We start from the raw sequence: 20,713 nt of genomic DNA on the forward strand, positions 1-20,713 counted from the left end.
ACCCGACCCGCTTCAGCTCACCTGGCGGACCGCTCACCCGCTTCGCGCGCCACCCGCTCCAGCCGGCCGCGGTAGGCCTCCCACCACGCCTGGTCGCCCTGCGGCAGGTTGTCGTTGCCCCGCTGCATCCCGGCGGCCCCGTCGATCAGCTCGCGGACGATGTCGGCGTGGCCGGCGTGCCGGCTGGTCTCGACGATCATGTGCGTGATGATCCGGTGCAGCGTCACCTTGCGACGCCCCTCCGCCCACCACGGCACCTCTCCGGCCGCGTCGAGCGCCAGCGCGTCGATCGTCGCGTCGGAGTGGGCCCACACCCGGTGATAGAGGCCCACGATGTCCTCGCGCGACTCGCCAGCGCTCGCCCACATGTCGGCGTTGGGCTCGGCTTCCTCCGCCATCCACGGCAGCGGCTCGGGGAACGGCCGGGCGAAGACGTCGCCGAGATAGCCCGCCTCCGTGCCGGCGACGTGCTTGACCACCCCCAGCAGGTTGGTGCCGGTGGGCGTCAGCGGGCGGCGGACATCGTAGTCGGACAGGCCGTCGAGCTTCCACAGCAGGGCCTCGCGGGCGCGCTGCAGGTAGAAGCGCAGATCCGACTTCAGTTCGAGATCAGTCATGTGTGTATCCTGGCAGCCGCGCCCGACAATGCGCACACGCGATCATTTGGGGTCGACGGCGGACAACTTCTCCCAGTCGGGACGGTTGAAGTAGGCACGGGTCTCCCGGACGACGAGCCCGGAGAGAAGGAGCAGGCCGATGAGGTTGGGCAGCGCCATGAGACCGTTCATGATGTCGGAGAACGTCCACACGGTCTGCAGCTCCAGCACCGTCCCGACGAAGATCAGCATGATGAACACCAACCGGTACGGCACCACCGCTCCCCTGCCGAAGAGCCGGTCCATGCAGCGCTCGCCGTAGTAGGCCCAGCCCAGCAGCGTGGAGAACGCGAAGAAGATCAGGCCGATCGTCACGACGATGCCGCCCCACTGGCCGGGCAGCCCGTGGCTGAAGGCCGAGGTGGTGAGCGGCGCGCCGGTCTCTCCGCTGCTCCAGACGCCGGTGACGATGATGGCCAGGCCGGTCATGCTGACCACGACCAGCGTGTCGATGAACGTCTGGGTCATCGACACGAGCGCCTGCCGCACCGGCTCGTTCGTCTTGGCCGCCGCCGCGGCGATGCCACCGGTGCCGAGGCCCGACTCGTTGGAGAAGATGCCGCGGGCCACGCCGTACCGGATGGCCAGCAGGATGCCCGCGCCGGCGAACCCGCCGGTGGCCGCGGTGCCGGTGAAAGCATCAGTGAGGACGAGGGCCAGCGCCTCGGGCAGGTTGCCGATGTTGGCGATGATGATCCACAGGGCGCCGAGGATGTAGAAGACGATCATCACGGGGACGAAGGCGCTGGTGACCGCGCCGATGCTCTTGATGCCGCCCAGGATGACGACCGCGGCGAGCACCGTGATGATCGCCCCGGTCAGCCACATGGGAACACCCCACTGCGAGTTGACCGCGTCGGCCACGCTGTTGGACTGCACCATGTTGCCGATGCCGAAGGCCGCGAGCGCGCCGAAGACGGCGAACAGCACGCCCAGGGTCGCGCCGAATCTCCCGCCCACCCCGTAGGTCAGATAGAACATCGGGCCGCCGCTCTGCTCGCCCTTGGCGTCGGTACGGCGGAAGCGCACGCCGAGGAACGCCTCGGAGTATTTCGTCGCCATGCCGACCAGCCCGGTCACCCACATCCAGAACAGGGCACCGGGGCCGCCGAGGTTGATGGCCGTCGCGACGCCCGCGATGTTGCCGACGCCCACGGTGGCCGCCAGGGCCGTCGACAGGGCCTGGTAGTGGGAGATGTCGCCCACGCCCTCGACCTCCTTGCGCCGGATGAGCGCGAGCCACAGGGCGTAGAAGAGTTTGTGGAACTGCAGGCCGCGCAGCACGATCGTGAGGTAGAGGCCGGTCAGCAGGAGCAGGGGGATCAGCAGGAACGGCCCCCAGACGAAGTCCGAGATCACGGACAGAAGGTCTTGCACCCCAAGCTCCTCACGCTCACATGTGCAGGGAGAGCAGTCCCTCACATGACTGACAAACAGACCTCACTCATTATGTCTACGTAAGTCATGAGCGCGCACGGGCGCCCTGGCCAGAACGCCCGGTGATCTTCCGACGGGGATCAGTGGACGGCGAGGCGGCGTGGGAGGGTGGCCGCCTGCCGGGCCATGGCCCGCTCGGCCGGGCCGCGGCGGTGCACGATCGGGTCGTGCGTTCTGGTCAGGTGGTAGTGGAACGCCTGGCGGGCGGCGGTGGCGCGTACGAGCTCCGGCGTGTGGTGTGCGGCCTGCTCGCGCGCGTAGAGGCGGATCAGGTCGGGCATCCGGTAGCGGCGGGACCCGGCACGTTCGAGCAGGCGGGCGTCCAGCAGGCGGGTGAGCGCGGCCTCGGCGCGCGCCTCGGGCCAGCCGATGACAGCGGACGTGGCGGCCGCCGTGTGGGTGCCGGTGCCCATGAGCCCCAGCAGGTGGAAGACGTGGCCGGCGTCGGGCTCTCCCCGCAGGTGCTGGAGGCCGGCCGCGATGCTGGTACGGATCGCCAGGTCGGCGTGTTCGAGCACGTCGAGGCGGCGGGTGTCGTCGGCGAGCTGCTCGGCCAGCGAGGACAACCGCCGGTCGGGCCGGGCGGCCAGGCGAGCCGCCGAGATGCGGAGCGCGAGGGGCAGTCCGCCGCAGAGCCGGACGATCCGCTGCGCCGCCTCCGGCTCGGCGGCGACTCTCGCGGGGTCCACGGTGCGGGCGAGCAGCGCGGTGGCGTCGGCGTCGGCGAGCCCGCTCAGGTCCAGCCGGCTCGTGCTGTCGAGCGAGTCCATGACCTGACGGCTGGTGACCACGACCGCGCACCTGGGTCCCGCGGGGATGAGCCGCCTGACCTGGCCGGCGTCGAGCGCGTCGTCGAGGACGACGAGCAGCTCGCGCGTCGAGGTCAGGGAGCGGTAGCGGGCGGCGGCCTCGTCCAGGCTGGACGGTACGGCGGCGCCGTCCACCCCGAGGGAGCGCAGCAGCCGGCTCAGGGCCTCGTACGGCGTCAGCGGCGTACGCCCGGCGGTGGCGGCACGCAGGTCGACGTAGAGGACGCCGTCGGCGAACCGCTCGGCGACGCCGTGCGCGGCGTGCACGGCCAGCGCGGACTTGCCGGCACCGCCGGCGCCGTGGATCGCCGCGACGGACGGCGGCCCCGGCACGGCGCCGGTGAGCGTCCCGCGCAACCAGGCGATCTCCGTGGCGCGGGCGGTGAACGCCCGGGTGTCGGCGGGCAGCTCGTTCGGAAGGGCGGCCCTCGTGAGCGTGGCGCGCCTCGCCGGGGAGGCCAGGTCGAGCGCGGGGTCGCGCCTGAGCACCGCCTGCTGCATCCGGCGCAGCGCCGCCCCTGGTTCGACGCCCAGCTCGCCGACCATGACGCGGCGCGTCTCCTGGTACACCTCGAGGGCTTCGCACGGGCGGGAGGCCCGGTACATCGCCAGCATCAGCTGGGCGCGCGGCCGCTCGCGCAGCGGGTACGCCTCCGCATGAGCGGTGAGCACCGGCACCACCCCGTGATGGTCGCCGGACTCCAGCCGCAGGTCGATGTGGTCCTCGAGCGCGGTGAGGCGCTCCTCCTCCAGCCGGGCGCACGCGGCCTGCGCCCACGCGCCGGTCATGCCCTCCAGCGGGTTGCCCCGCCACAACGCCAGAGCCCGCCGGAACAGCTCGTCCGCCGCCGCGATCTCGCCCCGGGCCCGCGCGGCCCGCGCCTCGCCGGCCATGAGCGTGAACAGGTGGGCGTCGACGCCCTCACGGGCGAGGTTGAGCTGGTAGCCGCCGGGGACGGTCGTGATGATCTCGTCGTCCTGGTACGGCGCGAGCAGGCCGCGCAGCTTGGACACCACGATGTGCAGTTGCTTGCCCGCCGTCGTCACCGTGCCCTGATCCCACACGTCGGCGAGGATCCGCTCGGCCGGGACCGTCCGGCCGGCGCTCAGCGCCAGCCGGGCCAGCACCCCCACCCGCCGCAGCCCGGCCAGCTTCACCGGCTCGCCGTCCGCCGTGACCTCCCACGGCCCGAGAAACCTGATCTGCAGTCCCATTGAGCTCCCCCCGTCACAGTGGACGACCGGCGCAAGGCTCCGGGTGACCGCGGATGAGGTGCCGCGCGGCATGGCCGCTACTGCCGGCAAGTCTAGGAAGGGGCGGGCCGCACCGGTGTCCGGTGAACGCCCTACAACGAGGTCGCCGTCTCATTGAGCTCGGCGAGCGTGATGAGCCCGTCGTCGAGGGCGCGGCCGACGAGCTCGCTCTTGGTGCGGGCCTCCCGCCCCACGTTGGCGTACTTCACCCGTACGCGTGCGATGTAGGTGTCGACGGTCTTGACGGTGATGTTGAGCTTCGCGGCGACGAGCTCCTTGGACGAGGCCACGAACCACGCCCGCAGCACCTCGGTCTCGCGCTGGGACAGGCGCGGCCTGCCGGGGGCGTCGTCGGCGATGAGCGCCCCGGACAACGACGGCGCGGTGTAGGGCTCGCCCTTCGCGACCGCCCGGATGGCGGGCAGCAGGTGGTCGGGGCCCTCGCGCTTGGTCAGGTAGGCGAGCGCGCCGAGGTCGACGCACTTGATCGCGGTCGCGTCGTCGACGTGCTGGGAGTACACGATCACGCGGCGGCCGTTGTCGACGAGCCGGCGCAGCTCGCCGAAGTCCGGCCTGCGCGGTACCAGCTCCAGATCGAAGATCACGACGTCGGCGTCGGCTCCTGGGCCGGTCCACACGTCGGCGAGCCGGTCGCCGGCGTCGACGAGCTCGATCGGCGGCACGGCCTGGGAACACCACAAGCGCACGCCTGCGGCGATGGCCGCGTGATCGTCGACGATCACCACGGTGATCAGCTCGCCGGCTGCGGGCTCGGCTGCCATCGGACCTCCATCCATACCGTGTCGTCGTTGTTCAACGTCTCGACGTGCACTCCCGGCGTCACCGGGTCCGGCAGATCCACCTCACCACTGTCCGCGACGACGCTCACCGACACCAGGTCCGCGCCGCCGACGACCGCGATCCTGGCCCGGGATGACGCGGTGGCCAGCACGCTCAGCACCGGCTCGGTGAGGTCGCGCCGGACGGCCACGGGCGGCGTCGGCCACTGCCCCCGAGCGTCCAGCTCCACCACGACGCCCTTGCGGTCCGCGACGTCAGCGCAGTGCCGCAGCTCGTGCACCAGGGGGTTGGCCACGGTGTCGGTCTCGGCGAACAGCCTGCGCATCCGGCCGGCCTCGATCGCGCAGCGCCGCTGGATCGCCGGGTCCTCGGGGCGGAGCGAGCCGTCGGCGAGCCCTTCCAGCAGCGGGATCGTGGTCGCCGACAGCTCGGCGAGCCGCTGCCTCCTGCGGCGGTGGGATTCCGCCGCGACCGCCTCGGCGACGCGGACCCGCTCGATCTCCCGCTGGGAGGCCGCCGACGCCGCGCTCAGCGAGTTGAGGACGGCCGCCACCACGGCCACGCACAGAGGGAGGCCGACCACGGTCACCGAGCCGGTGGCGAAGCGGGCCAGGTCTCCCCGGTTGGGGTCGACCGTGAGCAGGTGCACCAGGGCGGTCAGGTCGTGGGCGAGCAGGAACGCGACGGCGACCCGCAGCGGACGGTCGAGCAGCACGACGAGGCCCACCCAGGCGGCGGCGCCGAAAAGCCAGTCGGTGCCGGTGGAGGTGCGCCCTTCAGGAAGGGTCACGTACGACAGGACGGACGCGGCGAGCACGGCGGCGATGGCGGCCCGGCGCAACCGTCCCCACGGTCGCCTCCGGACGAGCAGGACGGCCTCGCCGGCGAGCACCGCGGCGAGCACCGCGAACGCGGCCAGCTGCGCGAGCGGCGACGGGTAGTCGTCCAGGTGGCGCAGGAGGTTGGACAACCCCTGCCCGCACACCGTCACCAGGACGACGAGCAACGTCGCGACCCGCAGGCCGCGCCGTAACTGCGCGCGCGTCATCTCCTCGGCGGCGTCACCCATCGGCACGCCATTCCAGCCGGACGAGGGTGCCCTCGCCCTCGGCGGAGGTGATCGTGGCCGTACCGCCGATACGGCTCATCCTGCCTCGTACGGACTCGCGCAGGCCCCGCCGGGTGGCGGACACGTCCGGGGGCGAGAATCCCTTGCCCTGGTCGGCGATGTCGAGCCGCAGCGACCGCGCGTCCCCGCTCAGCCGGACGGCCGCCCCGGTCGTGCCCGCGTGGCGGCCTACGTTGGTGAGGGACTCCCTGGCCGCGTCGGCGATCGCCCTGGCCACCTCGAACGGCAGCCGCAGCTCCGCCGGGGCGTCGAACTCCACGGTCAGCTGCACGGAATCGAGGTCGGCGCGTAACAGCTCGACGAGGTCGGCGTGCGGGGGCTCGCGCCCGCTGTCGGAGCGGAGCCTGTCGAGGTCGCGGCGCGCCTGCGGGGCCAGCCACTCCGCGTCCGAGCGCACCTGCCCGATGCCGACCATCAGCAGGGTCGTGGCCGCCGTGTCGTGCAGCGAGTTGCCGAGCTCGCGTTCCTCGGCCCTGACCGCCGCGGCCACCTGCGCCTCGGCGCGTGCCCGTTCGGCCTCGGCCGCCATCCGGTCCGCGCGTTCCGCGGCGCGGTGGACGACCACCCAGGCCGCTCTGGACAGCCCGGCGGCCGGCAACGCCCAAACCGTCCCCGTGACCAGGGTGTTGTCCACCTGCGCCGCTCCCGCCGCCGTGAGGAAGCCCACCGCCCCGCCCCCTGCCACCACCGCCGCGAGGCCTCCCACGAGCGGCGGGGTGTGCCACTGGCACGTCACGCAGGCGAACGTGAGCAGCAGCCGCAGCCACCCGGTGTTGCGGTCCTCGACGGCGTCGGTCACGAAGATGCTCGTGTACAGGCCCAGCAGGACGACCACGTCGAGCGCGACCGCCGCGTGCCCGCGGCCCGCGCGCAGCCACCACGCGTAGCCGCAGGTCCACACCGCCGCGGCGGCGGCCGCCACCGCGGTGCCCGCGAGATTCGCGGGCGGGGCGCGGAACAGGGCGATGGCGACGATCGGCGCGAGCGTGGCCAGGCGCACCCCGGCCGCGTACCGGCGGCCGAAGCTCTCCAGCAGCCGCGCCGCCTCACCAGCCAACCGTCACCTCGCCTCGATTCTCGCCGCTCCCGGGCCCGGCCGGTGATCCGGTGGGTGACGGTGCGACTCACGCAGCCTAACGAGTGGCCCGGTTCATCCGCCGTGACTTGATCAACTCCGTCGGCCGGAAGCGGGTGGCGCCGCCGTCACTCCCTGGAACGCCGCCTGACGGGAGACGCCCTGGCGAACCGGTAGGCGATCTTGGCTGTCGGCGGACGTGGACGCCGTTCTTCGCCCGGGTGACGACGCGCCGCGCCGGCCACGGTGTCGACCGGATCGGCCAGGATCGTGAAGTCCCCCCGGGCCGTCACGGTGGCCTCGATGCCGCGGGTGAGGAACCTGCCGATGGTCTCCCGCTCCTCCGGGCCGAACTCCTCGACCACGGCGGTGAGGTGGCGCCCCAGCGGGGCGAAGAACGTGCGCGCCAGCTCGACCGCGCGCTCGGTGATGACGACCTCGACCTTGCGGCCGTCGGTGGCGCTGCGCCGGCGTCCGGCGTGGCCGGCCTGCTCCAGCCGGTCGATGAGGGCCGTCGTGGCGGGCGCGCTGAGGTTGAGCTTCGCGCCCAGCTCGCCCGGCGAGAGCGCATGACCGGCGTGGTGCGCGTCATGGATCTCCACCAGGGCGTTCAGGTCGGTGCGGTGCAGCCGGTGGGCCACGGCGAAGCCCTCGACGAACCGGTCGCTCTCCACGTTGAGCCGGCGAATCAGCACCATCACCTCGTACGGGGTCACAACCCTCCCTATATATTTCGATGGTGGAAATACCTTACGGCACGAAGCACGCGCTGAGCACGATGCGGCCGGGCACGGCGCTGGCGGCCGGGGTGGCGGCCAGCGCCGTGCTGACCGGCCTGATCTGGCTGTTCGGCCAGCGACTGCACGGCGTCACGCTCCTGCCCGACCAGGGCGCCTCCTGGTACTACTGGAAGCTGCCCGAGCCCACCGTGTGGACCAGGCTGTCGGCCTGGACGGGATACGCCGCCCACCAGATCGCGTTCTGGTGGATGATCTTCTACGCGCAGACCAGGGTGCGCCGCTACGCCACCGGCCTGCACCCGGTCAATGTCGTCGCCCTGGCCGTCAACACCGGCTTCGTCGCCCTGCACACGCTGCAGACCCACCTCTTCTACGACGGCCTGGCCCAGGACGTGTCGATCTACAGCTCCCAGGGCTCCGTGGTACTCCTCCTGGTCGTCGTCCTGCTCATGGAGAACCGCCGCCGCGGCCTGTTCCTCGGCCGGCCGGCGCCCCTCGGCCGGGAGATCGTCGACTTCGCTCGCCGCTATCACGGCTACCTGTTCAGCTGGGCGGCGGTGTACACGTTCTGGTACCACCCGGCGGAGGCCACCAGCGGCCACCTGATCGGCTTCTTCTACATGTTCCTCCTCCTGCTGCAGGGCAGCCTGTTCCTCACCCGCGCCCACACCAACCGCTGGTGGACGCTGACGCTGGAGCTGACGGTCGTGGTGCACGGCACCCTCGTGGCCGTCATGACCTCCGGCCCCGACGGGATGTGGCCGATGTTCCTGTTCGGCTTCCTCGGCGTCTTCGTGATCACGCAGATGCACGGGCTGGGGCTCTCGCGCGCCGCGCGCCTGTTGCTGGCCGCCTGCTACGCGGGCTCCCTCATGGTCGTGTACGCCCTGCGCGGCGACCTCCTCGGCGGCGCCGGCGAGGCGATCAGGATCCCGGCCATCGAGTACGTGCTGGTCGGCGTGCTGGCCCTGCTGCTCTGGGCGGGATTGCGCGTCGCCCGCCTCATCCGCGGCCCCGCGTCCCCACGTCCGTAACACCTCAGGCGGACACGGGCTTCAGGCGGACACGGCGCTTCAGGCGGAGGCCAGGCGGAGGCGGGCCAGCTCCGTCGCGGCCTGGGCGGGGGTCACCCGCTGGAGTGCGGCCGTGTGCAGGAGGTCGGCGACGGTGTGCTCGATCGCCTCGACCCGCTTCTGGGCCTCGTCGGCGCTCTCGTGGTGCAGCTCCACGGCGAGCGTGTTGATCACGCCGCCCGCGCTGACGACGTGGTCGGGCACCCACGCGATGCCGCGCCGGTGCAGCAGATCCGCCACATGGTCCGTGGCGAGCTGGTTGTTGGCCGGCCCCGCGATGGCGGCGCAGCGCAGATCGGGTACGACGTCCGCGGTGAGCACGCCGCCGAGCGCCGCGGGGACGACGATGTCGACGTCCGAGGTGAGCGCCTGCTCGGGCGAGACCCAGGTGGCGCCGAGCGCGTCGCTCTCCTGCCGCCTGGCGGGGTCGATGTCCGCGACCACGAGCTCGGCTCCCTCGGCGGCGAGCATACGGGCCAGCCGCATGCCGACGCTGCCCAGCCCCACGACCGCCAGCCGCGCGCCCGTGAACGCCGCCGTGCCGTGCAACCGCCGGCGTACGGCGCGCAGGGCCGCCAGCGTGCCGAGCGCGGTGGCCGCCGAGGAGCCGCCGCTGCCGCCGTGCCGTTCGGGTTTGCAGAACACGTACGGGGTCCGCTCCCCGATGACGGCCATGTCCTCGGGGGTCGTCCCGACGTCGGGGCCGGTCGCGTACGTGCCGGACAGGGACGTGATCGCGTCCGCGACATCGTGCAACACCATGCGGCGCGTGGCCGCGTCCAGGTCGGCGTCCGCGGGCAGGGCGACGACCGTCTTGCCGCCGCCGTTCGCCAGCCCGGCCACGGCGCACTTGGCGGTCATGGCGGCCGACAGGCGCAGCGCGTCGGCGAGCCCGTCACGCCAGTCGGCGTAGCGCCAGACGCGGCATCCGCCGACCGCCTGGCCGAGCTTTGTCGAGTGCACCGCGATGATCACCGGCAGGCCGGACCGGCTGCCGGAGCGGACCACGACGTGCTCGTGCTGGAAATCCGGCATGTGCTGCCCCTTCCGGATGACTGGTTACCGTCGTCAAGAGTCGGCTTTTTGACACGTGGTTGCCATACAGGCCGAACGATTGATCGGAGATACGCTGATATTCCGGCCAACAGCCGGGTTCCTGGCCGCGTGGGCGGCCGGCGCCGACCGAATGGTCGTACGCGCAGAAGTGCCACGCCGAACCGTCACCATCCGGATTCAGATCGTCTCAGAGGGTTATCTTCTCCATGGGAAGGACCGCCTGCCCGATGAGCCCACGACCTGACCAGGAGCGCCCATGCCGATCCTCGCCCGGCCCGCCGCGACCGCCTTCCTGCTGATCGTGCTCACCGGCTGCGCCACCACGCCCACCACGCCGGCGGCGCGCCTGCCCGCGTCACCCAGCGCGCCCGCCGCGAGCCCGGAAGCGACGCCCGCCGGGCTCCAGGCCGCCGACGGGCGCGAGCTGTCGTCGTGCGAGGACGCCGACTGCGAGATCGAGATCCAGGCCGGCGACGAGCTCAGCATCGACGAGCGGTTCGGGGTGCGGCAGCTGAGCATCGGCGCCCTGGAGCCGGACGGAGCGCGGATCACGCTCAGGGGCTCGACCGGGAAGCTGAGCGTCCAGGGGATGCAGGCCAGCATCAGCAGCAACTGCGTCAACGGCCGCTGCCGCGACGAGGGCGAAATGGTGCTCGCCCCCGGCGAGACCGGCCGCATCAACGACATGCGGCTCGAGCTCACCCACCTCTCCGGCGACCGCGCCGTCCTGCGCCTCACCTCCGGGTGACGGCGGCCCGCCGCCTGGGCTGATACGTCGAAACGCGTACGCCGGGAGGGCTTGGAGGCGGACGACGGGCGCGAGGCCCGGTTCGTAACCTGACCGGGTCCGGGACCTGACCAGGTCCGAGCCTCCGAGCGCCGAAGTGAGCCCGATGCGACAACGCCTTTCCCCCGCCGTCCTCACCGTGTACGTCTGGATCGCCATGGTGGCGTTCGGCGGCATCGCCGTGGAGACGGTCGTCATCTATCCGAACGTCTTCCACGACGTGCCCGCCTCGCTGGCCGAGTCGATGGAGTTCTTCGTGGTGACCGGCCCCGCGGACTTCTTCCCGCCGATGGGCGCGGTGACCGTGGTCGCCTCGGTGGCCACCCTGGTGCTGGCCTGGCCGATGCGCGAGACCCGGCTGTGGGCCGGCGGGAGCCTGCTGTCGCTGCTGCTGGGCGAGTTCCTGTTCTCGGCGCTCTACTTCTGGCCGCGTAACGACATCATGTTCGAGGAGGGCGCCGCGGTCCATTCCGCGGAGGTGTTGCGGCAGACGGCGCTGGAGTTCGAGACCGGCCACTGGGGGCGGCTGGCGATGAGCGCGGTGACCGCCACCCTGGCCTTCACCGGCCTGTGGCGCCTGCACCGCGGCCGTGCCCTGGCCGCCGCCGCACCCGCCGGAGGCGCGTCGTGACGGCCCGGCTCGGCATCACGGTCTGGGCCGTGTGGGGGCTCGCGCTGCTCGGCGTGCCGCGCGTGGTCGCGCACGACCTGAGGCTCGTCGGCCCGGTGGGGAATGCGTTGCTGGTGTTCGTCCCGATCGCCGTCTGGACGGCGGTGGTGCTCTGGAAGCGGGTGCCCAACCCGTTCACGACGCTGCTCGCCGTGGGGGCCGCCTACGGTGTCCTGCTGGGTCTGGCCCATCAGCTACTTTGGACACGAGCCTTCGGCGGCGACCCTCCCCACCTGGGCGGCAACCTCGCCGGCGCGCTCTCCCCCGCTGCGGAAGGGCTGGTGCTCCGGGCCTTCTCGCTGGGCAGCAGCCTGGTGACCGGGCTCGCGGTCGGCGCGGCCGTCGGCGCGGCGGCCTGGGTGATCAGCAGGATCGTGCCGGGCTTCCGGCCCCGCCCACGACGATGACGGAGGCAGCGTGCGGGTCGAATCAGCAGCCCGCCACGAGCCGAGCATGCGGGTCGAATCACCGGCCCGCCACGAGCCGGCGGTCGACCTCGGCCTGGCCATGCTGGTGCTCGTCGTGGTCGGCACCGCCATCACGGCCGACGTCGGCAGCGCGTCGGCCGGGCCGGGCCTGGCCGCGTACACGTTCGGCGCGTCGTTCGCCGTCCTGATGTTCGCCCGCCGGCGCTGGCCGGTGGCGACGCTCCTGCTCACGGCCGCAGCGCTGATCGTCTACTACATGTTGTCCTACCCGCCGATCGGGCTGGCCGCCCCGCTCGCCGCGGCGCTCTACTCCGCGGCCGAGCAGGGCAGGCCGCGCTGGTCGATCGGTACGGCCGTCGCCCTGCTCGTCGTCTCGACCGCACAGCGCATTCAGGAGGGCGACGACCTGGCCTACCTCCTCGGCTTCGAGACCTCCACCTCCGCGGGCCTCATGGCCGCCGCGATCGCGCTGGGCGACGGCGTGCGGGCCCGGCGTGCCTGGCGCGCGGAGCTGGCCCGGCAGGAGCACGCCGCCCGCCTGGAACGCGAGCGGGAGGCGGCACGGCGGGTGGAGCAGGAGCGCCTGCGCATCGCCAGGGATCTGCACGATCTGATGGCGCACACGGTGTCGGTGATCTCGCTGCACACGGACGTGGCGCGCGAGTCGCTGCGCGACGCCCCCGACGTGGCCGAGCGCTCGCTGGCCGCGGCCCGGTCGGCGTGCAGCGACGTGGGCCGCGAGCTACGGCTGACCCTGGGAGCGTTGCGCGCGGGCGATCCCGACGACGGCCCTGCACCGGGGCTGGACGCGCTGGACGCGCTCGTGGCGACGGCCACGGCGGCGGGGCTCGACGTCGGCGTGCGGACCTCGGGCCGGCCCGAGCGGCTGCCCGCCATCTCGGACGCGACGGCGTACCGGGTGGTGCAGGAGTCGCTGAGCAACGTCCTGCGGCACGCCGGCGCCCGTACGGTCCGCATCGACCTGGACTTCGGGACGGACGCCCTGCTGCTGCGCGTGAGCGACGACGGCCGCGGGGCCGGCGGCGCCGCGGGGCCGCCGGGGTGGGGCCTGACCGGGATGCGTGAGCGGCTGGCGCTGCTCGGCGGCGGCCTGCGGACGTCGTCACCCGCTGAGGGCGGATTCGTGGTGGAGGCGAGTGTCCCGCTGGAGGACCGCACATGATCCGGGTCGTGATCGTCGATGACCAGCACCTCGTCAGAGAAGGGCTGCGGCTGCTGCTGGAACGCGCCGACGACATCGTCGTGGCCGGTGACGCGGGCGGCGCAGACGCGGGTGTCGAACTGGTGGCCAGGCTCCGCCCTGACGTGGTGCTCATGGACATCCGCATGCCCGGCCCGGACGGGCTGGACGCCACCCGGCGGATCATGGCCGACCCGGCGCTCCGCGACGTCCACGTGATCGTGCTCACCACTTTCGACACCGACGAGAACATCCAGGAGGCGATCCGGGCCGGGGCCGCGGGATTCCTGCTCAAGGACACCAGCCCCGAGCGGATGCGGGAGGCGGTGCGGATCGTGGCGAGCGGCGACGCGCTGCTGTCGCCCGCGGTCACCCGGCGCGTCATGCGGGCCGCCGCGGCGGGTCCTCGCCCGTCGTCGCCGGAGCGGCTCGACCGCCTGACGGAACGCGAACGGGAGGTGCTGGCGGAGGTCGGCGCGGGTTGGAGCAATGCCGAGATCGGCGAGCGGCTGTTCATCAGCCCGGCGACCGCCCGCACCCACGTGGGCCGGCTGCTGACCAAGCTGGGCGCCCGTGACCGTTCCCAGCTCGTCGTCCTGGCGTACGAGACGGGTCTGCTCACTCCCGGCTCCGGGACGCCGCCTCCCACCGATCCGCACGTCCGGTGAAGCCTGCGGGCCGTGCCGGGTTTCCCCTCCTGACGCACCTTCGCACAACCACACTTCACCAAAGCTTTAATCGGGAAGGCCGCCTTGTCGGTCGTTCCACGTTTTTCTTACTCCTTCCTGGGCTACGACAGCAGTGCCTGGCATGTCGGCTTCGTGACGGCAGGAAGACGAGTGATATGACGGCGATGGACGGGCCTGTCAGCGACGCGTTGCTGAAGATGGGGCGGCATCTCCGGTCCGGGACGGTCTCGCCGGATCTGCGCACCCTGCATCAGGTGGGCGGGCGCCAGGCTGACGCGTTCTACCGCGACCGGTGGAGCCACGACAAGGTGGTGCGCTCGACCCACGGCGTGAACTGCACGGGCTCGTGCTCCTGGAAGGTCTACGTCAAGAACGGGATCATCACCTGGGAGGCGCAGGAGACCGACTACCCGAGCGTCGGCGGCGACCGGCCCGAGTACGAGCCGCGCGGTTGCCCGCGCGGCGCCGCCTTCTCCTGGTACACCTACTCGCCCACCCGGGTGCGCTACCCCTACGCGCGCGGCGTCCTGGTGGAGATGTACCGCGAGGCGAGGGCCAGGCTCGGCGACCCGGTCGAGGCGTGGGCGGAGATCACCACGGATCCGGCCAGGCGGGAGCGCTACCAGTCCGCCCGGGGAAAGGGCGGGCTGGTCAGGATCGGCTGGGACGAGGCCGTCGAGATCGTCGCCGCGGCCCACGTGCACACGATCAGGGCGTACGGCCCCGACCGCGTGGCGGGCTTCTCCCCGATCCCCGCCATGTCGATGGCCTCGCACGCGGCCGGCGCCCGGTTCGTCTCGCTGATCGGCGGCGCGATGTTGTCGTTCTACGACTGGTACGCCGACCTGCCGGTGGCCTCGCCCCAGGTGTTCGGCGACCAGACCGACGTGCCCGAGTCGGCCGACTGGTGGGACGCCTCCTACCTGCTGGTGTGGGGCTCCAACGTGCCCGTCACCCGCACCCCTGACGCCCACTACATGACCGAGGCGCGTTACCGGGGCCAGAAGGTCGTCATCGTCAGCCCCGACTTCAGCGACGCCGCCAAGTTCGGCGACGAGTGGCTGGCCCCCCATCCCGGCACCGACGGGGCGCTGGCCATGGCGATGGGCCACGTGATCCTCAAGGAGTTCTTCGCCGACCGCGAGACCCCCGCCTTCACCGGCTACGCCAAGCGCTTCACCGACCTGCCGTTCCTGGTGCGGCTGCGCGAGCACGACAGCGGCGGGTACGTGCCCGACAAGTTCCTCACCGACGCCGACCTGCGCGAGGGCGAGGGCGACGCGTTCAAGACGGTGCTCATCGACGCGCGCACGAACGAGCCGGTGGTGCCCAACGGCTCGCTCGGCTTCCGCTACCGCCCGGACGGCGAGGGCCGGTGGAACCTGGACCTCGGCGCGGTCGACCCGGCGCTCACGCTGCTCGGCGGGCAGGCGGTGAAGGTCGCCCTGCCCCGCTTCGACCTTCCTGGCGGCGTGCTGCACCGGGGCGTTCCGGTCATGGAGGTGGGCGGGCACCTGGTCACGACCGTGTTCGACCTGCTCATGGCGCAGTACGGGGTGCCGCGCGACCTGCCGGGCGAGTGGCCGCGAGGCTACGACGACGCGGCGCAGCCGTACACGCCGGCCTGGCAGGAGGGCATCACCGGCGTGCCGGCGGCGAGGGCGGCGCGGATCGCCCGCGAGTTCGCCGCCAACGCGGAGGAGTCCGGCGGCCGGTCGATGATCATCATGGGGGCGGGGGCGAACCACTGGTTCCACTCCGACCAGATCTACCGCTCCTTCCTGGCGCTGACCACGCTGACCGGCTGCCAGGGGGTCAACGGCGGCGGCTGGGCGCACTACGTCGGGCAGGAGAAGTGCCGGCCGATCACCGGGTGGGCGCATCTGGCGTCGGCGCTGGACTGGTCGCGCCCGCCCCGGCACATGATCAGTACGGCGTACTGGTACCTGCACACCGACCAGTGGCGCTACGACACCTACAGCGCCGACACCGTCGCCTCGCCCCTGGGCGAGGGCGCGTTCGCGGGGAGGTCGACCGCCGACCTGATGTCGGCCTCGGCCCGCATGGGGTGGATGCCGTCCTATCCCACGTTCGACCGCAACCCGCTGGACCTGGCCGACGAGGCGGCGGCGTCGGGGCAGGAGCCGGGCGCGTACGTCGCGGGCCGGGCCGCCTCCGGCGAGCTGGGCTTCGCCTGCGAGGATCCGGACGCTCCGGCGAACTGGCCACGGGTGCTGACCGTGTGGCGGGCCAATCTGCTGGGCTCGTCGGCCAAGGGCGACGAGTATTTCCTGCGGCACCTGCTGGGCGCCGACGCGTCACTGCGGGCCGTCGAGGCCGCGCCGGAGCAGCGGCCCGAGGAGGTGACCTGGCGGCCGGAGGCGCCGCGCGGCAAGCTCGACCTGCTGCTGTCGCTGGACTTCCGGATGACGTCCACGACGTTGTTCTCCGACATCGTGCTCCCCGCCGCCACCTGGTACGAGAAGCACGACCTGTCCTCGACCGACATGCACCCGTTCGTGCACGCCTTCAGCCCGGCCATCGACCCGCCCTGGCGGACGCGTACCGACTTCGCCGCCTTCCACGCCATCGCCGAGGCGTTCAGCACCCTGGCCGCCACCCATCTCGGGGTGCGCCTCGACCTGGTGGCGGCGCCGCTGCTGCACGACACCCCCGACGAGTACGCCACCCCGCACGGCCGCGTGGACGACTGGCGGCGCACCGGGACCACCCCTGAGCCGGGCAGGAACTTCCCGAAGATCACGATCGTGGAGCGCGACTACGGCGCGATCTCCGCCAAGATGGCCGCGCTCGGCCCGCTGCTCGACACCCTGGGCGCCACCACCAAGGGGCTGACGTTCCAGGTGGGCGAGGAGGTGGAGCGGCTGCGCCGCAGGAACGGCACCGTACGCGACGGCGTGGCGGCCGGGCGGCCGTCGCTGGCCCGCGACATCGACCTGTGCGAGGCGATCCTGGGGTTGTCGGGCACCACGAACGGGCGCCTGGCCGCGCAGGGGTTCGCCACGCTGGCCCGGCGCACGGGCACGGCCTTCGACGGTCTGGCCGACGAGCACAAGCAGATCACGTTCGCCGACACGCAGGCCCGGCCGGTGGCGGTGACGACGTCGCCGGAGTGGTCGGGCATCGAGACGGGCGGCCGCCGCTACTCGGCCTTCACCATCAACGTCGAGCACCGCAAACCCTGGCACACGCTCACCGGCCGCCAGCACTTCTACCTCGACCACGACTGGATCCACGAGGCCGGCGAGGCGCTGCCGGCCTACCGGCCGCCGCTCGACATGGCCGCGATGTTCGGCGAGCCCCGCGTGGGAGAGAGCGGCGAGAACGGCATCACCGTGCGCTATCTCACCCCGCACTCCAAGTGGTCCATCCACTCCGAATATCAGGACAACCTGCTCATGCTGACGCTGTCGCGAGGCGGTCCGAACATCTGGATGAGCCCGGCCGACGCGGCGAAGGCGGGCATCGCCGACAACGACTGGGTGGAGGCGGTCAACCGCAACGGCGTCGTCGTGGCCCGCGCCGTCGTCTCGCACCGGATGCCCGAAGGGACGGTGTACATGTACCACGCCCAGGAACGCGTGGTGGACGTGCCCAAGAGCCAGACATCCGGCCGGCGCGGCGGCATCCACAACTCCCTCACCCGGCTCCTCATCAAGCCCACCCACCTGATCGGCGGCTACGCGCAGCTGAGCTTCGCCTTCAACTACCTGGGGCCGACCGGTAACCAGCGCGACGAGGTCACCGTGATCCGCCGCCGCAGCCAGGAGGTGAACTACTCGTGAGCGAACCCGACGCAGTGAGTGGAGTGGAGGCCCGACGAAGGAGGGACTCCGCGGAGCGAATGAGGAGTGGTGAGTGAACCATGAGCATGCGCGTGATGGCGCAGCTGGCCATGGTGATGAACCTGGACAAGTGCATCGGCTGCCACACCTGCTCGGTCACCTGCAAGCAGGCCTGGACCAACCGCGCGGGCACCGAGTACGTCTGGTTCAACAACGTCGAGACCCGCCCCGGCCAGGGCTACCCCCGCACCTACCAGGACCAGGACCGGTGGAAGGGCGGCTGGGAACTCAACCGGCGCGGCCGGCTGAAACTCAGAGCCGGCGGCCGGTTCAGGAAGCTCCTCTCCATCTTCGCCAACCCGCTCATGCCGTCGATCCAGGACTACTACGAGCCCTGGACCTACGACTATGACCAGCTGTTCTCCGCGCCGATGCAGGCCGACACCCCGGTGGCGCGGCCGCGCTCGCTCATCACCGGGCAGCCCACCAAGATCAGCTGGAGCGCGAACTGGGACGACGACCTGGCCGGCGGGCCCGAGCTGGCGCCCGCCGATCCCGTGCTGCGCAAGCTGTCGGACCAGGTGAAGCTGGAGTTCGAGCAGGCGTTCATGTTCTACCTGCCGCGCATCTGCGAGCACTGCCTCAACCCCTCCTGCGTGGCGTCCTGCCCGTCGGGAGCGCTGTACAAGCGCTCCGAGGACGGCATCGTGCTGGTCGACCAGGACCGCTGCCGGGGCTGGCGGATGTGCGTGACGGGCTGCCCGTACAAGAAGGTGTACTTCAACCACCGCACCGGCAAGGCCGAGAAGTGCACGTTCTGCTTCCCGCGCGTCGAGGTGGGCATCCCCACGGTCTGCTCGGAGACGTGCGTCGGGCGGCTGCGCTACATCGGCCTCATCCTGTACGACGTCGACCGGGTGGCCGAAGCGGCGGCCACGCCGGATGAGAAGGACCTGTACGAAGCGCAGAAGGGCGTCCTGCTCGACCCCCACGACCCCGAGGTGATCGACGCGGCCCGCAGGTCGGGCATACCCGACGACTGGCTGGAGGCCGCCCGCAACTCCCCGATCCACCGGCTGATCTTCGACTACGGGGTGGCGCTGCCACTGCATCCCGAATACCGCACGATGCCGATGGTCTGGTACATCCCGCCGCTGTCGCCCGTCGTGGACGTGCTCTCCGAGACCGGCCACGACGGCGAGGACGCGGGCAACCTTTTCGGCGCCATCGAGACGCTGCGCATCCCGATCGGCTACCTGGCCGAGCTGTTCACCGCCGGCGACCCCGAACCGGTGCGCGCCGCGCTGCGCCGCCTGGCCGCGATGCGCTCGTACATGCGCCGGCTCAACCTGGGCCAGGAGCCCGACGAGTCGATCGCCACGGCGGTCGGCATGGACGGCCCGCGCATCGAGGACATGCACCGGCTGCTCGCGCTCGCCCCCTACGACGAGCGGTACGTCATCCCGAAGGCGCACGCCGAGCAGGGCGCCCGGCTGGAGGAGACGGCCACCGGCTGCAGCCTCGACTACGAGGGCGGCCCCGGCATGGCGGGCCCGTTCGGCGAGGCGTCGGGGCGGCCGTCGCCGATCGCGGTGGAGAGCTTCCAGGCCCTGCGCGAGCGGCAGGCCGGCGACGAACTGGACGACGCCGACGAGCTGCGCGGCCGGGTCAACCTGCTCAACTGGGACGGCAAGGGCACGCCCGACGGACTGTTCCCCAGGAGGAAGAAGTGAACGACGGCGACCTGCGCAGCGCCCACATGGTGGCCTCGGTGCTGCTCGGCTACCCCGACGAGCGGCTCTACGGTTCCCGGCAGGTGCTGGTCGAGGCGGTGTCCGCGCTGCCCGCGGGGGAGGTCCGCGACCGCCTGTCGGCCTTCCTCGGACACACCGCCGGCACCACTCAGCCGGACCTGGCCGCCCACTACGTGGCGACCTTCGACCTGAAACGGCGCTGCTGCCCGTACCTCACCTACTACGCCTACGGCGACACCCGCAAGCGCGGCGCCGCACTGCTGCGGTTCAAGCACGCGCTGCACACCGCGGGCTTCGAGCTCACCGACGGCGAGTTGCCCGACCACCTGGCCGTGGTGTGCGAGCTGTCGGCACGCGGCGCCGTCCGCCAAGCCCGGCGGCTGATGACCGAGCACCGCGCCGGCATGGAGGTGCTGCGCGCGGCGCTGGAAGACGAGCGCTCACCGTACGCCGACGTGGTCGCCGCCGTGCTGGCCACCCTGCCGCCGGCCCGCGCCCGCGAACGGGAGGCCGCGCTACGGCTGGCAGAACAAGGACCACCCGCCGAAGCCGTCGGCCTCGAACCCTACGCCATCATGGAGGCCGGCCGATGAGCACCCTGCTGTGGGTGGTCCTGCCGTACGTGGCACTCACCGTGTTCGTGCTCGGCCACGTGTGGCGCTACCGCTACGACAAATTCGGCTGGACCACCCGCTCCTCCCAGATGTACGAGTCACGGCTGCTGCGCGTCGGCAGCCCGCTGTTCCACTTCGGCATCCTCGTCGTCGCCCTCGGCCACATCGGCGGGCTCGTCATCCCCAAAAGCTGGACCGAAGCCGCCGGTGTCAGCGAAGGGCTCTACCACCTGCTCGCCGTCGTCCTCGGCACGATCGCGGGCATCGCCACCGTGGGCGGCATGGCCATCCTCATCTACCGGCGCCGCACCGTCGGCCCGGTCTTCATGGCCACCACCCGCAACGACAAGCTCATGTACGCCGTCCTCGCTCTCACCATCGCCCTCGGCCTGGCCGCCACCGTCGTGGCCAACCTCGTCGGCGGCGGCTACGACTACCGCACCACCGTCTCACCCTGGTTCCGGTCGATCTTCTCTTTCCGTCCGGAACCCGCGCTGATGGCGAGCGCTCCCCCGCTGTTCCAGTTGCACGCGCTCAGCGCGCTCGTGTTGTTCGCCATCTGGCCCTTCACCCGGCTGGTCCACATGCTCACCGCTCCCGTCGGCTACCTCACCAGGCCCTACATCGTCTACCGCAGCAGGGACGAGACGCGGCCGGCCACCCGGCGCGGCTGGGAACCCTCCCGCTAGGTCACGGCCACGCACCCCACCCGCTGAGCCGTTCTCCGGAGATCA

General features: G+C 71.9%; 18 protein-coding genes. 10 read left to right on the forward strand and 8 right to left on the reverse strand.

From position 1 onward, the window contains the following. Positions 1–17: 17 nt before the first annotated feature. The 7 genes from ABGB01_RS13110 to ABGB01_RS13140 form a co-directional block, all read right to left on the reverse strand. On the reverse strand, positions 18–617 hold the full coding sequence (locus ABGB01_RS13110) for a DinB family protein (RefSeq protein WP_347773543.1): 600 nt from the start codon (positions 615–617) through the stop codon (positions 18–20). Positions 618–659: 42 nt separating this feature from the next. Then, positions 660–2,033 carry a sodium:alanine symporter family protein gene (locus ABGB01_RS13115; protein WP_347773544.1) on the reverse strand — a complete coding sequence of 458 codons (1,374 nt, stop codon included), beginning with the start codon at positions 2,031–2,033 and terminating at the stop codon, positions 660–662. A 140-nt stretch (positions 2,034–2,173) separates the two neighbouring features. Further along, positions 2,174–4,117, reverse strand: coding sequence for an AfsR/SARP family transcriptional regulator (locus ABGB01_RS13120; protein ID WP_347773545.1), 1,944 nt, complete (start codon positions 4,115–4,117; stop codon positions 2,174–2,176). 131 nt (positions 4,118–4,248) lie between these two features. Then, complete coding sequence (locus ABGB01_RS13125) at positions 4,249–4,938, reverse strand: response regulator transcription factor (protein ID WP_347773546.1); 690 nt, start codon at positions 4,936–4,938, stop codon at positions 4,249–4,251. After that, positions 4,908–6,026 carry a hypothetical protein gene (locus ABGB01_RS13130; protein WP_347773547.1) on the reverse strand — a complete coding sequence of 373 codons (1,119 nt, stop codon included), beginning with the start codon at positions 6,024–6,026 and terminating at the stop codon, positions 4,908–4,910. The genes ABGB01_RS13125 and ABGB01_RS13130 overlap by 31 nt, the downstream gene beginning before the upstream one ends. Continuing rightward, positions 6,019–7,143, reverse strand: a complete 1,125-nt coding sequence (locus tag ABGB01_RS13135) for an ATP-binding protein (RefSeq protein ID WP_347773548.1) — start codon at positions 7,141–7,143, stop codon at positions 6,019–6,021. The genes ABGB01_RS13130 and ABGB01_RS13135 overlap by 8 nt, the downstream gene beginning before the upstream one ends. A 146-nt stretch (positions 7,144–7,289) precedes the next feature. Further along, positions 7,290–7,877 (reverse strand): MarR family transcriptional regulator, encoded by a 588-nt coding sequence (locus ABGB01_RS13140; RefSeq protein ID WP_347773549.1) that lies wholly within the window; start codon positions 7,875–7,877, stop codon positions 7,290–7,292. A gap of 23 nt (positions 7,878–7,900) precedes the next feature. On the opposite strand from ABGB01_RS13140, the gene ABGB01_RS13145 reads away from it, so the two are divergent. Further along, positions 7,901–8,935: a hypothetical protein gene (locus ABGB01_RS13145; RefSeq protein WP_347773550.1), complete on the forward strand. Its 1,035-nt coding sequence runs from the start codon at positions 7,901–7,903 to the stop codon at positions 8,933–8,935. Positions 8,936–8,974: 39 nt separating this feature from the next. Here the strand turns inward: ABGB01_RS13145 and ABGB01_RS13150 are convergent, their stop codons facing one another. Continuing rightward, positions 8,975–10,009: a Glu/Leu/Phe/Val dehydrogenase dimerization domain-containing protein gene (locus tag ABGB01_RS13150; RefSeq protein WP_347773551.1), complete on the reverse strand. Its 1,035-nt coding sequence runs from the start codon at positions 10,007–10,009 to the stop codon at positions 8,975–8,977. 277 nt (positions 10,010–10,286) lie between these two features. Here ABGB01_RS13150 and ABGB01_RS13155 point away from each other — a divergent pair, with 277 nt between their 5' ends. The 9 genes from ABGB01_RS13155 (at position 10,287) to narI (ending at position 20,668) form a co-directional block, all read left to right on the forward strand. Further along, positions 10,287–10,778 carry a hypothetical protein gene (locus tag ABGB01_RS13155; RefSeq protein WP_347773552.1) on the forward strand — a complete coding sequence of 164 codons (492 nt, stop codon included), beginning with the start codon at positions 10,287–10,289 and terminating at the stop codon, positions 10,776–10,778. 145 nt (positions 10,779–10,923) lie between these two features. Further along, positions 10,924–11,448: a hypothetical protein gene (locus ABGB01_RS13160; protein WP_347773553.1), complete on the forward strand. Its 525-nt coding sequence runs from the start codon at positions 10,924–10,926 to the stop codon at positions 11,446–11,448. Beyond that, complete coding sequence (locus ABGB01_RS13165) at positions 11,445–11,894, forward strand: hypothetical protein (RefSeq protein WP_347773554.1); 450 nt, start codon at positions 11,445–11,447, stop codon at positions 11,892–11,894. Before ABGB01_RS13160 ends, ABGB01_RS13165 begins: the two co-directional genes overlap by 4 nt. 10 nt (positions 11,895–11,904) lie before the next feature. Next, positions 11,905–13,098 carry a sensor histidine kinase gene (locus ABGB01_RS13170; protein ID WP_347773555.1) on the forward strand — a complete coding sequence of 398 codons (1,194 nt, stop codon included), beginning with the start codon at positions 11,905–11,907 and terminating at the stop codon, positions 13,096–13,098. Next, positions 13,095–13,784, forward strand: a complete 690-nt coding sequence (locus tag ABGB01_RS13175) for a response regulator transcription factor (RefSeq protein ID WP_347773556.1) — start codon at positions 13,095–13,097, stop codon at positions 13,782–13,784. The genes ABGB01_RS13170 and ABGB01_RS13175 overlap by 4 nt, the downstream gene beginning before the upstream one ends. Positions 13,785–13,960: 176 nt before the next feature. Next, positions 13,961–17,611 (forward strand): nitrate reductase subunit alpha, encoded by a 3,651-nt coding sequence (locus ABGB01_RS13180; protein WP_347773557.1) that lies wholly within the window; start codon positions 13,961–13,963, stop codon positions 17,609–17,611. A gap of 86 nt (positions 17,612–17,697) precedes the next feature. Further along, positions 17,698–19,344 carry a nitrate reductase subunit beta gene (gene narH, locus ABGB01_RS13185; protein ID WP_347773828.1) on the forward strand — a complete coding sequence of 549 codons (1,647 nt, stop codon included), beginning with the start codon at positions 17,698–17,700 and terminating at the stop codon, positions 19,342–19,344. Continuing rightward, positions 19,341–19,958 (forward strand): nitrate reductase molybdenum cofactor assembly chaperone, encoded by a 618-nt coding sequence (gene narJ, locus ABGB01_RS13190; RefSeq protein WP_347773558.1) that lies wholly within the window; start codon positions 19,341–19,343, stop codon positions 19,956–19,958. Before narH ends, narJ begins: the two co-directional genes overlap by 4 nt. Continuing rightward, positions 19,955–20,668, forward strand: coding sequence for a respiratory nitrate reductase subunit gamma (gene narI / locus ABGB01_RS13195; RefSeq protein ID WP_347773559.1), 714 nt, complete (start codon positions 19,955–19,957; stop codon positions 20,666–20,668). Before narJ ends, narI begins: the two co-directional genes overlap by 4 nt. Positions 20,669–20,713: the final 45 nt, after the last annotated feature.

The sequence above is a fragment of the Nonomuraea sp. B5E05 genome (assembly GCF_039880665.1).
Taxonomy (GTDB): domain Bacteria; phylum Actinomycetota; class Actinomycetes; order Streptosporangiales; family Streptosporangiaceae; genus Nonomuraea.

Bases quoted from the DNA above. Each gene is read 5' to 3' on its own strand.
- ABGB01_RS13150 (WP_347773551.1), bottom strand. From the start codon at position 10,009: ATGCCGGATTTCCAGCACGAGCACGTCGTGGTCCGCTCCGGCAGCCGG.
- ABGB01_RS13120 (WP_347773545.1), bottom strand. From the start codon at position 4,117: ATGGGACTGCAGATCAGGTTTCTCGGGCCGTGGGAGGTCACGGCGGAC.
- ABGB01_RS13160 (WP_347773553.1), top strand. From the start codon at position 10,924: ATGCGACAACGCCTTTCCCCCGCCGTCCTCACCGTGTACGTCTGGATC.
- ABGB01_RS13180 (WP_347773557.1), top strand. From the start codon at position 13,961: ATGACGGCGATGGACGGGCCTGTCAGCGACGCGTTGCTGAAGATGGGG.
- ABGB01_RS13155 (WP_347773552.1), top strand. From the start codon at position 10,287: ATGCCGATCCTCGCCCGGCCCGCCGCGACCGCCTTCCTGCTGATCGTG.
- ABGB01_RS13175 (WP_347773556.1), top strand. From the start codon at position 13,095: ATGATCCGGGTCGTGATCGTCGATGACCAGCACCTCGTCAGAGAAGGG.
- ABGB01_RS13130 (WP_347773547.1), bottom strand. From the start codon at position 6,026: ATGGGTGACGCCGCCGAGGAGATGACGCGCGCGCAGTTACGGCGCGGC.
- narI (WP_347773559.1), top strand. From the start codon at position 19,955: ATGAGCACCCTGCTGTGGGTGGTCCTGCCGTACGTGGCACTCACCGTG.
- narH (WP_347773828.1), top strand. From the start codon at position 17,698: ATGCGCGTGATGGCGCAGCTGGCCATGGTGATGAACCTGGACAAGTGC.
- ABGB01_RS13110 (WP_347773543.1), bottom strand. From the start codon at position 617: ATGACTGATCTCGAACTGAAGTCGGATCTGCGCTTCTACCTGCAGCGC.
- ABGB01_RS13125 (WP_347773546.1), bottom strand. From the start codon at position 4,938: ATGGCAGCCGAGCCCGCAGCCGGCGAGCTGATCACCGTGGTGATCGTC.